The following is a 13,604-nucleotide window of genomic DNA, read 5'->3' on the forward strand; positions in this document are numbered from 1 at the left end:
TCTTGATATATTATGTATAATCCTTAGTTTACTAAATCGTTAATGAAAAGAGATGTTAAGGGAATTAGTGATTTGAAAAATTTATTCACTTTGATATCGATAAAATGTATTTTAGGAATAAGTTCATTAGAGAAGAGAATTAAATAAAAGGGAATGAGTAATTAAATATATAAAGTATTTAATTACTCATTCCTATGATTTCAAATTTAAATTATAAATCTTTTTTTGCATATACTTTCAGAGATATTATCATTGATATAAAACCAATAATAATTGAGATGAAACAAGGCATCCATGTTAGGACAGTTGGTGAGAATGGAAAAATACTTTTGAAATCAATATCACTTGATTGTAGTCCCCTTATAAGAGTAGGAGCAACAAAAGGTATTAAAAAAGCAGTTAAAAGTGATATGATTTTGGTTTTGTCATAACCAAATTTAAACTGAACAGGAAGTAGTACACCAAATAAAATACTTAGAGTTAAAAAAGTTATTCCAAGAGCGCTAGCGCTCAGGCTTTCTATACCCGATGGTGCGACAACTGAAATGATTATACGGATAATAGCTGCACAAATAAAAATTACAAAAAGAAAAAGGTACTTCGCTTTTACAAATGCGCTTCGTGTGTATGGGGTAGCACAAAGTAAAGCCGCTCCCTTGTACTGATCCTCAAATTTGGATACCGTTCCGAACAAAATATATTCCATCAAAATAACGGTTAAAAGAAAGCTAACAAGACCGCCATCGTTTAATTGTAATTGTGAAGAAAGATAAATAGGAGCTATAGCAGCAAAAACGAGTAAGATTAGAAAATATTTTTTGACTAACAAAAAGTCTTTCATCACTAGGTTAATTAACATGGATGTTCCCCCCAATATATGAAAGCATAATCTCCTCAATAGTTGGTCTTTCTATTAATACATCAGGCATGAGTCGACGTACATCATCTTTTTTATTAGTAATCCCTTCAAATCCATAGTGAGTTTGATGTAAATTTAAAAAAAGAGGTCTTGTTTGTTTATTAATTAAGCGGTTGTCGCCCTTTACCAATGCATGTGTATCTATTAAAACATCTTTTTCATCATTTACTAAAACTTTCCCATCATCAATTAAAATAATCATATCAGCAATTTTATCTAAATCAGATGTAATATGAGTGGAAAAAAATACGCTTTTCCCCGGCTCTTTCATGAAATCAAGGAGAATATCCATTAATTCACTCCGTACTAATGGATCCAAGCCACTTGTTGGTTCATCCATTATTAATAGATCTGCATGATGGGATAGGGCTAATGCAACTGCAAATTTCATTCGCATTCCTTTGGATAGAGTAGAGATTTTTTGTTCTAGATTTAAGTTAAACTTTTTAATATAATTTTGGAAAACTGTTTCATCCCATTCAGTGTAGGATGGAGCAATAACATTTTTCATTTCCTTTACTGTTAATTCATCATAAAAATAGCCCTCGTCTAGCACAATACCAATTTTGTTTTTAGACTTTCTTTCATGCTTATCCATATCTTTTCCTAGAAAATTAATTTTCCCAGAATCTTTTAAAATAAGACCCAAAATCGCTTTAATTGTAGTGGTCTTTCCAGAACCATTTGTACCGATAAATCCTGTTATACAGTCTGTATTAAGTGAAAAGGTAACATCTTTTAACGAAAAATTTCCGTAAGATTTATTTAAATTATTTACTTCTAACACAACATTCATTTTTCATTCTCCTCCTCTAAAATTAAATCTAAAATTGAATGGAGATCATCTGCATGAATACCTATACTACGAGCCATTTGACAAACTTCAGTAAGTTTAACTTCTACCATCCGGCGTTTGGACTCCATTAACAACTCTAAATTTGTAGGAGCTACATAGGTCCCTTTTCCAACCTTTGTAATAATAAAGCCTTCTGTTTCTAATTCTGCATAAACTCTTTTTGTAGTAAGTACACTTACATGTAAGTCGTTAGCAAGTGAGCGGATTGATGGTAATTGTTCACCCTCTTTTAATTCATTGTTAAATATGGATTCCTTAATTTGCTCCTTTATCTGTTGATATAAAGGCAGACTTGATACATTACTTAAGACTATTTTCATTAAACAACCTCTCTATCGATGAGTGTTATGTTATGTAATGCACACCATACACACCATACACAGTTAACATTATAAATTATAAAAAGCAGTTTAACAAGATATACTGCGATTAAATAACTTTTCATAAATAAAATTTTTAGTATCAGTTAATAAAGATATTTGTTATTTTAAATAAACCAAAAAGAAAGTTTTGTAAATATATGTCACAAAATATTAAAGAAACACACACAAAATGTTTGAAATTTTTTGATTGTTTTTAGAAAACATAGGGAGTTATACTTTAGTCGCACCACACAATACAGAAAAGGGGGTAGGTCAAATGGAAACACCAGTAGTACAACCAAGGGACTGGACTTGTTGGAGTTGTTTAGTATGTGCAGCATGTTCTGTGGAATTATTAAATTTAGTTACTGCGGCAACAGGGGCTAGTACTGCAAGCTAATATCCTTTCAGAAGTTTTTTGGTTAAAAGCACTAAGAGAATGAGCACTTTTGGTCAAATTAGACTTTCTAGGAGAAAAATAAATAATCAAAAAGGAGATGTTCTAAATGGAAACACCAGTAGTACAACCAAGGGATTGGACTTGTTGGAGTTGCTTAGTATGTGCAGCATGTTCTGTGGAATTATTAAATTTAGTTACTGCGGCAACAGGGGCTAGTACTGCAAGCTAATATCCTTTTAGAAGTTTTTTGGTTAAAGGCACTAAGAGAATGAGCACTTTTGGTCAAATGAATTTTCTAGAAGAAAAATAAATAACCAAAAAGGAGATGTTCTAAATGGAAACACCAGTAGTACAACCAAGGGATTGGACTTGTTGGAGTTGCTTAGTATGTGCAGCATGTTCTGTAGAGTTATTAAATCTAGTTACTGCGGCAACCGGAGCTAGTACTGCAAGTTAAAATTTAAAAATGTGAGAGTGTTTATGGTGAAATTAAATTAGGACTTATTCTAATGACAAACAGTTATGTTAAGAATAAGTCCTATAAATTTATCGAAAACGAGTATGGGATTTTTGTAATACATAAACTAAAAACAAATTTAAATTTTATAGGAGATGATTAAAGTGAATGGCTATTTATTTTGGAAAGAAAAGCTAGAAATAAGAAAATTCACATCTAATTATGAATCTATGTTGGTAGTTCATAAAAACCCAAACGAAAGCGCTCCCACACTCAAAAACGAAAATACATTTACGATAAATAAAACCGCCACTGAAATTATTGAGTTAATTGATGGTACTAAAACATATGGACAAGTTGTATCTTTCTTGTCTTTAAAATACAGTGAAGATCCAATAAGTATTGAAAAGAAATTAAATGCATTTTTAAATAATGTATCCAAAGTTTACAATATGAACATTGGTACGCAAGAAGAACCTATAAATGTACCAGTTAATTTAATTGAAGAACAGACTATATATCCAAAAGTGGCTTCAATTGAAATCACAAACAGATGTAATGTAAGATGTCGTCATTGCTATGGAGATTTTGGAGCAGTAAAGCCAAAAGTAATGAGCTTAGATCAAATAAAATCCTTATTAGATGACTTAAATAATATAGGAGTGAAATTAATTGAACTTACGGGCGGTGATATAACAGTACATCCAAATCTAAAAGAGATATTGTTATATGCACTTAACTTGGATTTTTCTCAAATAACAATGTTGACCAATGGTATAGCTCTTTCTGATAAAGTTATGGACATAATAATAAAAAATAAGTCGAAAACATTTGTGCAAATTGATATGCATAGCTTAGATGATAATTATTTGACTTGGTTCTTTAAAGTTCCTAATACACTTCATAAAATTAAAAATAACATAATGAAATTAGCCGAAAATGATGTTCGTTTGCGGATCGCCACAATAGTTACACATTTGAATGTGCACGAGGTAGAAGATATAGCTGAATGGGTACATAATTTAGGGATTGATAGTATTGGGGTATCTCCAGTAATACCCATGGGAAGAGCCTTAGGATGTAGTGATCTTTATTTAAATGAAGAGGATGTTAAAACATATGGTGAAGCATTGTTGAAAATAAATAAAAAATATCCTAAATTTGTTTCATTATATGAAGGTGCGCGCGCTGAGATTAGGAATTGTGGTGCAATAACATCACATATTGTGATTGCGCCTGATGGTGAAATTAAAATGTGTACTATGCATAGTTTAGATGATTTGAAAAACAGTATAGGTAATGTTTTTGAACAGAATATTAAAGATATTTATGATGAAAAATTCAAATACATTAATGCATTTTTTAACTTACAAGCACCTCAAATGGACTCTGAGGAATGTAAAGAGTGTGAAAATAAACGTTTTTGTAGTACATGCTTCTTAAGAAGCTTTATAAAAGCACAAGAAATTGGCGATAAATGTAAATGGTTTAAAAATCATGTCCCTGAAATAATTAAGGAGCCATTAATGGTAGGGCAAAATTAGTATGATTGGATGAGATGAATATTGTTAAGTTTCTGAGGATAAACCAATATAATTCCATAGATAATGCGTCGGGATAAGGTCTCAAGATATCTATGGAATTATATAAACCTCATTATATTGATTCGTAAATTAATATAATAAATAGACAAAGGAGGAGAAAGAGGGTGAATAAGAAGATAAATAAACAAGATGAAATTCAAATTTCTTATAAAGAATTATTATTTTTATATCCGTATTTGAAAAATACAAAAACTTTGTTAGCTTTTGGTTTAATTGGGATGGTTATAGCTTCTTTGATTATCGCACCGATACCATATATTATTGGCTACATTATTGATAAAGTTATACTATTAAACAAAAGCTACGATCAATTATTAAAAACAACTCTTATACTCTTATTAATTTATTGTATTAACTATTTGATATCGATAGGTTATGAGTATTTATTTACTCGTGTACAACAAAATGTAGTTAATGAAATTCGATTATCTATGATAAGTAATATTATAGATGCGCCTCTTTCTTATATTAATCAGAAGGAGAAAGGTTACATTCTTAGCAGAATTGCTGAAACTGGTAATGTAAGTGCATTATTTTCTCCAAATTTATTAAGGGTTTTTTCAGGTATATTCGATTTTTTCTTTGCTTTATTTATAATGTTTAATTTAAGTGTTAAACTTACAGGTATCATAGTAATTATTATCCCAATATATTTTATAATATCCAAACATTCTTCTAAAATGATATCAAAAAGTACCACAAACGTATACGAGTCATCGGCAGTATTAAACGCAGAAATGTATGAAACCTTAAATGGAATAGAGGATATAAAATTATTAAACGGTAAAAATATACAAACCAATAAGATTAAGAGTAAATTAAATAATGTAATTAAAAGTGCGCTAAAACAAAGTTTACATTTTATTTTCTTTATGCAAAATTTAATAGTAACAAATAACTTTGTTACAGTAATAGTATTACTGGTATCAGGTATTTTAATTTTACAAAACCAGCTTACTATAGGGGTGTATACTTCATTTTCAATTTATATGGCTAAACTCCTTGCGACTACCCAAGCTTTAGGCAGCTTAGATATAACTCTAAAACCCGTGTGTATTAGTATTAAGAGAATTAAGGAGTTCTTCAATTTAGATGTTGAAAATACACTAGGTACAAATATAATGAAAGAACCAATTAATTCAATAGAATTTAAAGATGTTTGTTTTAAATATAATGGAAATAGTGATTTGATATTTGATCATTTAAACGTGCAAATTGAAAAGGGTGACAAGTTATTAATTGATGGTATAAATGGATCAGGAAAATCTACCTTTATAAAATTATTAACAGGTTTATATCAACCTGAAAGTGGAAAGATATTGATAAATAATATTGACTATAACTTAATACATAAAGAAAGTGTTAGAGATAGAATAGGTATAGTTTCACAAAATATATTTTTGTTTAAAGGAACTATATTAGATAATATATTATATGGACAAACAAATAAAACGAAAGAAGATGTAGTTAAGTTAATGAAAAGGTATCATTTAACATCACATCTCAACAGATTTGAGAATGGATTAGATACTATAATTGTACAAGATGGTTCCAGTGTTTCAGGAGGTCAAGCACAATTCATAGCCTTTTTAAGGGCTATCCTCACAAAAAGGGATATAATAATATTAGATGAAGCAGCATCTAATTTACATATTGATACAAGAAATCTTATGTATGAGATACTTCAAAATTACAATCTTTGTAATATATTAATTATGATTTCACATCAGCAAGATGGCTTGTATTTTCTCAATAAAACATTAGAACTTACACATGGTAATAAAAGAATTGCTTTAAATGGTAGTATGCTTTAATCATCATGCTTTCATAGAAGGGAGCATCCTAATTATGTCAAAAATGAAACTTATTAATTTTGATACATATAGAAATTCAATAATTTTATTTGAGAACACTGGCGAGATTATATCAGTGTCAGCTCATTTTCAATTTTTTGAAGGAAGTGAAAGCTATATTCAAGGTTTTATTGATAATGAAGAAGTTATTCACTTTAAATCTAATAATCCTGGTCCAACTATTTCTATATATCGATTTACGCCTAAGAATATTACCAAATTAATTATATCAAGTGAAAATAGAACACATGGAATGGTCACATTGTATACTTCAGAAATATAGCTAACATCTAAATTTTTTAATAGTTAATACGATGAAGTCTTGGATTAAGATCGCTTGTATAACATTTTTTGTTTTTAAATAGCAGCTATATAATCAAAAAAAAGGAATCCTTTATTATAAGGTATTCCTTTTTTTGATTATAATATTAAATTTATTATAGGGCTTCTTTACCCATCGACATTTAACTAAAGCGAAATTGTAAACCTAAAATAAAATAACATTATCCTTTTCTATAATTCTACAGAAAGAAAAGTGTATTTCTTACAAAATGTATGTGATGTCACGAATAATTAAAAAGTTATTCAATAAAAAAGCTAACTGCCGCATTTAAACATATTGAAAATAACTAATTTAGTTATATATTAATCAACCACGTCCAGCTTGGAAAGATGGATATAGTGACATACCACCATCAGCAAACAGTGTAATACCTGTTACATAGCTCGCTTGTGAAGAAGCAAGCCATGCTGCTACCGCTGCAATTTCTTTCGGTTCTCCGATATATCCCATAGGAACCATACTTTCAACATCGGCACGTTTTTCTGGATCCGCAAATTTTTCAGCATTAATCGGCGTATTCATAGCACCAGGCCCAATATTATTTACACGGATTCCTTTTGGTGCATATTCTAGTGCTAATGTTTCTGTCATTAGCTTAACGCCACCTTTACTTGCTGCATAGTGTACAAATAATGGCCATGGAATTTGCTCGTGAACGCTTGACATATTAATAACACTACCTTTAATATCATGCTCAACAAAATATTTAATTGCTTCCCGGCTTCCTAAGAAAGCCCCTGTTAAATTCGTAGCAATTACCTTATTCCAATCACTTAATGACATTTCATGTGAAGGTACTGAATTTTCAATACCCGCATTATTAATCATGACATCCAGTGTACCAAATTCTTTCACAGCAGATTGAACGAGATTGATAACATCTGATTCAACTGTTACATCTCCTTTTACCGCAATCGCTTCTCCACCTGCTTGTTTAACTACTTGTACTACTTCATTTGCTTCTGATTCGTTTGAATAGTAATTAATTACAACTTTGGCTTGTTCTTCTCCAAAACGAATTGCCATCGCTTTTCCTAATCCTGTGGATGCACCTGTAATAACAACAACTTTCCCTTTTAAATCTGTATACATAATTTTTTCCTCCTTTTTATCCTTTAGCAATTCCTAACATAATGCCAGCTGCAATAATGAAGATAATTCCAATGACAATCGCAATAAATTGTCGTTTTGTTTTCTTTTCACCTAATATAAAAATTCCACCTAAAGTTGAGATCACGATCCCCATTTGGGAAAGGGAAAAACTTGTTGCCACCCCTACACGCGGCTGGGAAATAAATAAAAACATATTTCCTGCTGCCCAAATTAAACCAGGAATAATATTGCGAATCGCATATTTATTAAATGGTTGATGCTTAAAGGTTAGTAGAATTCCACCTAACACCATACCAATGGCTTGTGGTAATAGCGCTGACCATCCGTCTATACTGAATAGGCGGATAATTATCACATATACTAAGTAACCAAGAGTTGAAATTAATAAAATCACAATCCCTTTTTTGAAATTCCCTGTTTGTTTATCGTTTTTTTCTTCTTTGCTTTGGAGGGATGTGAGAACGATTCCGATTATGATACAAAGAAGTGCCAGAACACCTAATACAACAGATGTTGTTGTTGACCATTCATGAAATACAATGACCCCAAATAAAGTAGTCGAAACTAATTGCATCCCTGTTGAAATAGGCATTGTTTTAGAAACCCCAATTAAATTAATACTTTTTAATTGATTGGCTTGTCCTAATGCCCAAAATAGGCCTGATATAATCCCGATAATTATCACCATGGGCGTCAAAACGGGTTTTATAAAAATATAAACCACAATAGAAAAAACAAGAGCGCCAAGGGTAGTTCCAAGTATTTGACTGTAAGGACCGCCTCCTAGTTTAACGTTGAAGAGTACAATACTTCCCCAAAATAAGGCTGGTAAAATCGCTAATAAAATATCCATTTTTTCTAACCTTCCTAAAATATATTTATTAAGTTGTATGCTTGTCCGAGACAGTATCTTTGTGTGGAGGGAATTATTTTAGAATAAGAGACGTTTTTCTACCTGTAATATTTGTTTACCCAAAATAAAAGAAAAATAACATTATGTTGAAAAAGAAAATAACTAGCACGAAATAAAAAAGGTTATTAGAAAAGAATATGACCAATACAATTTCAAGTTTTGAAAATAGGAATAAAGGAGAAAAACTTGATGCAAAATTAAGCTATGTTATACAAAAACAACGCATTATGTTTATACATAAGAAAAAGAAATAATATCGTAAAATCTTAAATTTCATATATAAAATTAATGAGAATTGTGATATGATGAAAGTAACAAAATACTTCTAAAACTATCTTGCAAAAGGACACACCTACGCATACATATGCGATAGGTGTGTCCTTTTTTATTTGTTTTTAAGATTTCAAGACTCAAAAGAGGGATGTATATTGTGTACCAGTAATATAGCATCTACTAATGTTTCTTTTGAAAAATTGAAAAGTCAGGAAGAAAATGAAAAAAACATAGTGTCAATATGTCCGAATTGTAAGAAACGCTCATTTAGAGCACTTTATAATGATTATCCAAAATGGATAGAGTTTTGCCTATGTTGTAATTATCGAGAAGTAAATACAATAGAGAGTCCGTTTGTTTATTAGATGTAGCTATTATTTGTTTATGATCGGGGACCAAAAGAAGACAAATACCATAGGAAATTGGCTTATGTATTTTGCGATGGAATACACATCTACGAATTAATGGTCAAGTCGGGTTATGGGATTATAGCCTATATTTCTAGACCTAATATTACATTTCTATATGAAATGAAAGAAGCAGAAAACGAAGCAAAAGAATCAAAGGTTGGCGTATGGAGCATTAAAGTCTTTGTAGATGAAAAGAACCGGCATTATAACCGTAATGATGCAGATTAACACCCTAACCCATTGCAATACAAATATTTGTGCAAAATGGAGGTTTTTTGAATGAATGAAAACAAAAGAAATATGCTCTTATCCTTTATCATTTCAATTTTATTTATTTTCGCGAGTCTATTGCCAGTTAGTAATAATGAATATGTGTATGTTATCTCAAAAATTGGTGCTGCAGCTGGTGTAATAAATATTGTGATGATGAGCGTTTTCTTGTATTTTCAAAGCAAAAAAACGGAACATTTATTAAATTAGTAATTAAAGCTAAATGGTTTTCCTTACTCATATTCTTTTAAGTTTGGTAAGGAAAACCGAAAAGGAGTGTGAAAGGTGAGTCAAGTACCTGGATTTTTAAAGTTTGTTTTAGCGAATGAAAGACGGTATGTATATTTAGTTGTAGCAGAAAAGAAATACAAAAAAGTACATACACACATCGTATATAGATTTGGTCCGCTAGAAAAAGCATTAGAAACCATGTACGAAATGCGTGGTGATTTTGAAAATCTTTTCCCTCTAGAATTAAAAGAGAGGGGATATGACTGGGAAGATATCAATGATTGGATACTTTCTATTGAAACAGGGTACTCGAAACAAGGAAATAAACTAGTCATATATTAGCAAATGTTTTGTATTTAAAAAAATAGGTGAGATGAAAATAAGATGTTGATCATTCAAAAGTATCACATTGTAATTGCTTGGACGATAGCTACTAGTGCAATGTTAATTAGTTTATTTTTTAGTGAATGGATGAAGCTGCCGCCATGTGATTTGTGCTGGTACCAAAGAATGGCCATGTATCCATTAGTATTAATATTGGGGATAGGGATATATAGAAAAGATTCGCACGTAAGCACGTATGCATTTCCATTTGCGTGTATTGGTTTAATGTTATCTGTATATCAAATTACAATTCAAGCGTTTCCTAATAGTGAGATGCAGATTTGTTCAGTAGGAGTTTCTTGCACAAAAGATTACTTAAATTTATTCGGTTTCATCTTGATACCTATGCTATCTTTTGTTGGATTTTTAGCTATCATAATACTTCTATATATTAAACCTGAGAGAGACAAAAGATTAAACAATACAGTGATTATGAACAATATGTTCGAATAAACACAAAATACCTATAAATAGATAAAAAATAAAAAGAGTTAAAAAAGGAGAAATAAAAAATGACAACAATGCAAGTTAGTAATGAAATGTACAAAATTCCAGAGGCGGATATAGAACTATTAAAAATCATGGCCCATCCAGTTAGATTACAAATTGTGAAAGAGCTAGAACGCCACAAAATTTGTAATGTAACACAGTTAACAGAGCTATTAGATGTGCCTCAATCTACCGTATCTCAGCATTTATCTAAAATGCGTGGGAAAATTCTTCGCTCAGAAAGAAGGGGATTAGAGATGTATTATCATATTGTGAATTCTAAGGCATGTCAGATTGTCGGAGTATTAGGTCTTTAAATTTAACTTGAAATAGGATGATAGTAAGAGTGTTGTTAAATATAGCTGCAAAAGCTGATGTACTGCAGAATAATAAATTCACAAGCGTAAAGTCTAGTTCTTCTAATAATGGAGGAGCTGACTGCGGTGAAAAATTGATATAGGGGTTACTAAAAAAGAGTGCAGTACATGTCTGCATTCTTTTTCTTTGTGCCATAGCTACAGTAGATAAAGTATTTTGTTTTGCATGACTCTGAATAGGGAATACCGTGTTTTGCTAAGCGAAAACGATATTTTTGACTTTTTAAGCAAATAAAATGTTTAGTTTACTGATTTGTATAGTTTGAATTAAAGTTTAGAATATTCTGTGTCAACATTATCAATTTACTATAGTTTCCAATTGTGTAAAGATAGAATTGATTATAATTTTCCGTAAATATTAGATTGAAAACTATTATAAGGGGAATTTGAGTATTTATAGCTTATTTATAAACGATGATTGGGGATACAGACAATAGGGTGATCAAGTACTGATAGAATTTATCAAACGAAATGAGGTGACTTTAACTTGAGAGAAATTGCGAAAAAAGTACAAATGATACGTTTACAGGAGGAGCATTCCGGGCGTAAGGCAGACGCAGAACAGTATTCTTCCAAGCGATGTAAAATAGAAAGAGAGGGTATTAATTTAGAAAAAAATAGAGTTAAAAAAAGAACTCAAAAATTTCAAACGTCAGAAGAAAAATGGGACATAAAATGTAAAAAAGCAGTACAATTATTTAATCAAGGAGAGGAATATCCAACTATTGCAAAAAATCTGAGGTGCAATGTGAGTAGTTTGTATAGAGAACTTAAGAAACGGGGCACATTACAAACCCCAAAGCAGGTAGCAGTATCTAAATCATTAAAATCACCCATAACATCAACACGAACAAAAAAAACAAATTTTGAGAGATATAAAGAATATTATATGTACAAATAGAAGAATTCATGGCTATAAATCTATACTTAATTCTTTAGTGTTAAAAAGCTCAGATTATAAAAGGTACAATGAAAAAATGCATGTTTAGCAGCAAGTCTTCTTACAGTATTGATAGAGCATCTTTTTATTTTTTAGGATATTTTTACATCTAACAAATATTGAAGACTATTACCTGTTGGTTAGATCAAAAAAATATTTATAAAACTAAATCCTTACTTATATTTGTTGAGTAGTTGGTTAAAAAGAGGTTTTTTGCAAATGTTAAAATAAGAATACTTTGTCCAAAGCAAAAGAATCCCCATGTCATAAAGGATTCTTTTAGGAGAGTTAGAGAGATGTTGTCACTTGACTCATATTGATTTTACGATAAAAAGAAAGAATATTCAATTTTATTATATATTTCTCAATATATTTCTTTTATTTTTATATTATAATTAATTCTTTTTATTGATGTATATCTTTCTGTGGTGAATCCTTTTAATAAGGATTCCTTTTTTAGTGCCTCATATATTAATAATGAGCCACTAGAGTTTAAGATAGTTTATACAACAACTATTGAAATTGCTTGATTATAAGGGAATTGTTGATTTCTATTGCTGGGGGGATCAGCCCTGAAAATTTATCTACAGTAATAATGATTCCAGGTATTCTAACTCCGTTGATTAGAAAATTTGTTTTTCCTTTTGTGTCTCTATTAATTTTTTATAAAATGTTTTCTTGTGTATACATCAATATTCTCTTACTTTTTTTAACGAATTTCCCGAAAGAATTCTCCTTCCTCAAGCGTGTGAAGGGCGTAGCCCAACGGTAGGTGGGAGATGAATTTCAGTTTAGCGTAGCCAAAAGGTTTTCCTTTTTATTTTGCCTCTGATATAATCAGTCTTATAAATTATAAAGGCTGGTATATAAATGAAATTAGATAGTAATAATCATTCAGTATTCTTGTTGTATTATCACCTTGTGTTGGTCGTAAAATACAGAAGAAATGTGTTTAATGATGATATGTCAGACTATGCAAAAGATATGTTTGTTCGACTATCTGAAAACTATAACATCACGTTAGTTGAATGGAATCATGATGTAGACCATGTTCATATTTTGTTCAAGGCACACCCTAATACAGAAATGACAAAATTCATCAATGCTTATAAAAGTGCAAGTTCTCGACTTATTAAAAGAGACTTTCCACAAGTGAAAAAGAAACTTTGGAAAGAGATGTTTTGGTCAAGAAGTTTTTGCTTGCTAACTACTGGTGGTTCGCCAATAGACGTAGTAAAAACATATATTGAAAATCAAAGTGAAAAGTGAGGTGAAATGATATGACAAAGCAGAATAAAGCATATAAATTCCGTTTGTATCCAACAGAAGACCAAGCACATCTTATGCGTAAAACCTTCGGTTGTGTACGTTTCGTGTATAACAGAATGTTAGCTGAACGGAAAGAAGCGT

At 30.5% G+C, this 13,604-nt stretch carries 19 protein-coding genes and 2 pseudogenes; 15 read left to right on the forward strand and 6 right to left on the reverse strand.

Annotation, left to right across the window (positions count from 1 at the left end; translation table 11 throughout):
• Positions 1-211: 211 nt before the first annotated feature.
• The 3 genes from ACTFO4_RS25075 to ACTFO4_RS25085 are packed head-to-tail and all read right to left on the reverse strand — an operon-like array spanning position 212 to position 2,095.
• Positions 212-859 carry an ABC-2 transporter permease gene (locus ACTFO4_RS25075; RefSeq protein WP_000906771.1) on the reverse strand — a complete coding sequence of 216 codons (648 nt, stop codon included), beginning with the start codon at positions 857-859 and terminating at the stop codon, positions 212-214.
• Positions 849-1,715: an ABC transporter ATP-binding protein gene (locus ACTFO4_RS25080; protein WP_001103609.1), complete on the reverse strand. Its 867-nt coding sequence runs from the start codon at positions 1,713-1,715 to the stop codon at positions 849-851. Before ACTFO4_RS25080 ends, ACTFO4_RS25075 begins: the two co-directional genes overlap by 11 nt.
• Positions 1,712-2,095 carry a GntR family transcriptional regulator gene (locus ACTFO4_RS25085; protein WP_000706800.1) on the reverse strand — a complete coding sequence of 128 codons (384 nt, stop codon included), beginning with the start codon at positions 2,093-2,095 and terminating at the stop codon, positions 1,712-1,714. The genes ACTFO4_RS25080 and ACTFO4_RS25085 overlap by 4 nt, the downstream gene beginning before the upstream one ends.
• 319 nt (positions 2,096-2,414) lie before the next feature.
• Here ACTFO4_RS25085 and tucA (ACTFO4_RS25090) point away from each other — a divergent pair, with 319 nt between their 5' ends.
• The 6 genes from tucA (ACTFO4_RS25090) (at position 2,415) to ACTFO4_RS25115 (ending at position 6,734) form a co-directional block, all read left to right on the forward strand.
• Entirely contained in the window at positions 2,415-2,537 is a 123-nt protein-coding gene (gene tucA, locus ACTFO4_RS25090) for a subclass IId bacteriocin thuricin17 (RefSeq protein WP_000449799.1), read from the forward strand.
• Positions 2,538-2,643: 106 nt separating this feature from the next.
• Positions 2,644-2,766: a subclass IId bacteriocin thuricin17 gene (tucA, locus tag ACTFO4_RS25095; RefSeq protein WP_000449799.1), complete on the forward strand. Its 123-nt coding sequence runs from the start codon at positions 2,644-2,646 to the stop codon at positions 2,764-2,766.
• A gap of 105 nt (positions 2,767-2,871) precedes the next feature.
• Positions 2,872-2,994, forward strand: coding sequence for a subclass IId bacteriocin thuricin17 (gene tucA / locus ACTFO4_RS25100; protein WP_000449799.1), 123 nt, complete (start codon positions 2,872-2,874; stop codon positions 2,992-2,994).
• 155 nt (positions 2,995-3,149) lie between these two features.
• On the forward strand, positions 3,150-4,538 hold the full coding sequence (locus tag ACTFO4_RS25105; protein WP_119684325.1) for a PqqD family peptide modification chaperone: 1,389 nt from the start codon (positions 3,150-3,152) through the stop codon (positions 4,536-4,538).
• 164 nt (positions 4,539-4,702) lie between these two features.
• Positions 4,703-6,412 carry an ABC transporter ATP-binding protein gene (locus ACTFO4_RS25110; protein ID WP_440014506.1) on the forward strand — a complete coding sequence of 570 codons (1,710 nt, stop codon included), beginning with the start codon at positions 4,703-4,705 and terminating at the stop codon, positions 6,410-6,412.
• A 34-nt stretch (positions 6,413-6,446) separates the two neighbouring features.
• Entirely contained in the window at positions 6,447-6,734 is a 288-nt protein-coding gene (locus ACTFO4_RS25115) for a hypothetical protein (protein ID WP_086412017.1), read from the forward strand.
• A 366-nt stretch (positions 6,735-7,100) separates the two neighbouring features.
• Here the strand turns inward: ACTFO4_RS25115 and gdh are convergent, their stop codons facing one another.
• Together gdh and ACTFO4_RS25125 are read right to left on the reverse strand one after the other, a co-directional pair.
• On the reverse strand, positions 7,101-7,886 hold the full coding sequence (gene gdh / locus ACTFO4_RS25120; RefSeq protein WP_000287794.1) for a glucose 1-dehydrogenase: 786 nt from the start codon (positions 7,884-7,886) through the stop codon (positions 7,101-7,103).
• A 16-nt stretch (positions 7,887-7,902) separates the two neighbouring features.
• The gene (locus tag ACTFO4_RS25125) at positions 7,903-8,760 is read right to left on the reverse strand and encodes a GRP family sugar transporter (RefSeq protein WP_119684324.1); all 858 of its coding nucleotides are present in this window, start codon (positions 8,758-8,760) and stop codon (positions 7,903-7,905) included.
• 488 nt (positions 8,761-9,248) lie between these two features.
• Here ACTFO4_RS25125 and ACTFO4_RS25130 point away from each other — a divergent pair, with 488 nt between their 5' ends.
• The 7 genes and pseudogenes from ACTFO4_RS25130 to ACTFO4_RS25160 all read left to right on the forward strand — a co-directional run bounded on the left by ACTFO4_RS25130 (position 9,249) and on the right by ACTFO4_RS25160 (position 12,155).
• The gene (locus ACTFO4_RS25130; protein WP_074625805.1) at positions 9,249-9,458 is read left to right on the forward strand and encodes a hypothetical protein; all 210 of its coding nucleotides are present in this window, start codon (positions 9,249-9,251) and stop codon (positions 9,456-9,458) included.
• 15 nt (positions 9,459-9,473) lie between these two features.
• Positions 9,474-9,731: pseudogene (locus ACTFO4_RS25135) on the forward strand (thermonuclease family protein); the annotation flags it as partial.
• A gap of 51 nt (positions 9,732-9,782) precedes the next feature.
• Positions 9,783-9,983, forward strand: a complete 201-nt coding sequence (locus ACTFO4_RS25140; RefSeq protein WP_001004897.1) for a hypothetical protein — start codon at positions 9,783-9,785, stop codon at positions 9,981-9,983.
• A 75-nt stretch (positions 9,984-10,058) separates the two neighbouring features.
• Positions 10,059-10,346, forward strand: a complete 288-nt coding sequence (locus tag ACTFO4_RS25145; RefSeq protein WP_074644354.1) for a hypothetical protein — start codon at positions 10,059-10,061, stop codon at positions 10,344-10,346.
• A gap of 42 nt (positions 10,347-10,388) precedes the next feature.
• Positions 10,389-10,841 (forward strand): disulfide oxidoreductase, encoded by a 453-nt coding sequence (locus ACTFO4_RS25150; RefSeq protein WP_440014507.1) that lies wholly within the window; start codon positions 10,389-10,391, stop codon positions 10,839-10,841.
• 59 nt (positions 10,842-10,900) lie between these two features.
• Positions 10,901-11,194 (forward strand): ArsR/SmtB family transcription factor, encoded by a 294-nt coding sequence (locus tag ACTFO4_RS25155; protein WP_080495034.1) that lies wholly within the window; start codon positions 10,901-10,903, stop codon positions 11,192-11,194.
• 547 nt (positions 11,195-11,741) lie between these two features.
• The gene (locus tag ACTFO4_RS25160; protein ID WP_001206765.1) at positions 11,742-12,155 is read left to right on the forward strand and encodes a hypothetical protein; all 414 of its coding nucleotides are present in this window, start codon (positions 11,742-11,744) and stop codon (positions 12,153-12,155) included.
• A 541-nt stretch (positions 12,156-12,696) separates the two neighbouring features.
• Here the strand turns inward: ACTFO4_RS25160 and ACTFO4_RS25165 are convergent.
• Positions 12,697-12,884, reverse strand: a pseudogene (locus ACTFO4_RS25165) (RNA chaperone Hfq).
• 180 nt (positions 12,885-13,064) lie between these two features.
• Between ACTFO4_RS25165 and tnpA the strand changes: the two are divergent.
• On the forward strand, positions 13,065-13,463 hold the full coding sequence (tnpA, locus tag ACTFO4_RS25170) for an IS200/IS605 family transposase (RefSeq protein WP_000762760.1): 399 nt from the start codon (positions 13,065-13,067) through the stop codon (positions 13,461-13,463).
• An 11-nt stretch (positions 13,464-13,474) separates the two neighbouring features.
• The coding region (locus ACTFO4_RS25175) for a helix-turn-helix domain-containing protein (RefSeq protein WP_176342963.1) at positions 13,475-13,604 on the forward strand (130 nt) is incomplete at its 3' end.

This window comes from Bacillus cereus group sp. MYBKT14-1, from assembly GCF_051915185.1.
GTDB lineage: Bacteria > Bacillota > Bacilli > Bacillales > Bacillaceae_G > Bacillus_A > Bacillus_A cereus.

What these genes read in the sequence shown, in the direction of transcription:
- gdh (WP_000287794.1), bottom strand. Translation starts at nt 7,886, where the DNA reads ATGTATACAGATTTAAAAGGGAAAGTTGTTGTTATTACAGGTGCATCC.
- ACTFO4_RS25150 (WP_440014507.1), top strand. Translation starts at nt 10,389, where the DNA reads ATGTTGATCATTCAAAAGTATCACATTGTAATTGCTTGGACGATAGCT.
- ACTFO4_RS25115 (WP_086412017.1), top strand. Translation starts at nt 6,447, where the DNA reads ATGTCAAAAATGAAACTTATTAATTTTGATACATATAGAAATTCAATA.
- ACTFO4_RS25075 (WP_000906771.1), bottom strand. Translation starts at nt 859, where the DNA reads ATGTTAATTAACCTAGTGATGAAAGACTTTTTGTTAGTCAAAAAATAT.
- tucA (WP_000449799.1), top strand. Translation starts at nt 2,872, where the DNA reads ATGGAAACACCAGTAGTACAACCAAGGGATTGGACTTGTTGGAGTTGC.
- ACTFO4_RS25105 (WP_119684325.1), top strand. Translation starts at nt 3,150, where the DNA reads ATGATTAAAGTGAATGGCTATTTATTTTGGAAAGAAAAGCTAGAAATA.
- tucA (WP_000449799.1), top strand. Translation starts at nt 2,644, where the DNA reads ATGGAAACACCAGTAGTACAACCAAGGGATTGGACTTGTTGGAGTTGC.
- ACTFO4_RS25155 (WP_080495034.1), top strand. Translation starts at nt 10,901, where the DNA reads ATGACAACAATGCAAGTTAGTAATGAAATGTACAAAATTCCAGAGGCG.
- ACTFO4_RS25125 (WP_119684324.1), bottom strand. Translation starts at nt 8,760, where the DNA reads ATGGATATTTTATTAGCGATTTTACCAGCCTTATTTTGGGGAAGTATT.
- ACTFO4_RS25080 (WP_001103609.1), bottom strand. Translation starts at nt 1,715, where the DNA reads ATGAATGTTGTGTTAGAAGTAAATAATTTAAATAAATCTTACGGAAAT.
- ACTFO4_RS25140 (WP_001004897.1), top strand. Translation starts at nt 9,783, where the DNA reads ATGAATGAAAACAAAAGAAATATGCTCTTATCCTTTATCATTTCAATT.
- ACTFO4_RS25085 (WP_000706800.1), bottom strand. Translation starts at nt 2,095, where the DNA reads ATGAAAATAGTCTTAAGTAATGTATCAAGTCTGCCTTTATATCAACAG.
- tnpA (WP_000762760.1), top strand. Translation starts at nt 13,065, where the DNA reads ATGAAATTAGATAGTAATAATCATTCAGTATTCTTGTTGTATTATCAC.
- tucA (WP_000449799.1), top strand. Translation starts at nt 2,415, where the DNA reads ATGGAAACACCAGTAGTACAACCAAGGGACTGGACTTGTTGGAGTTGT.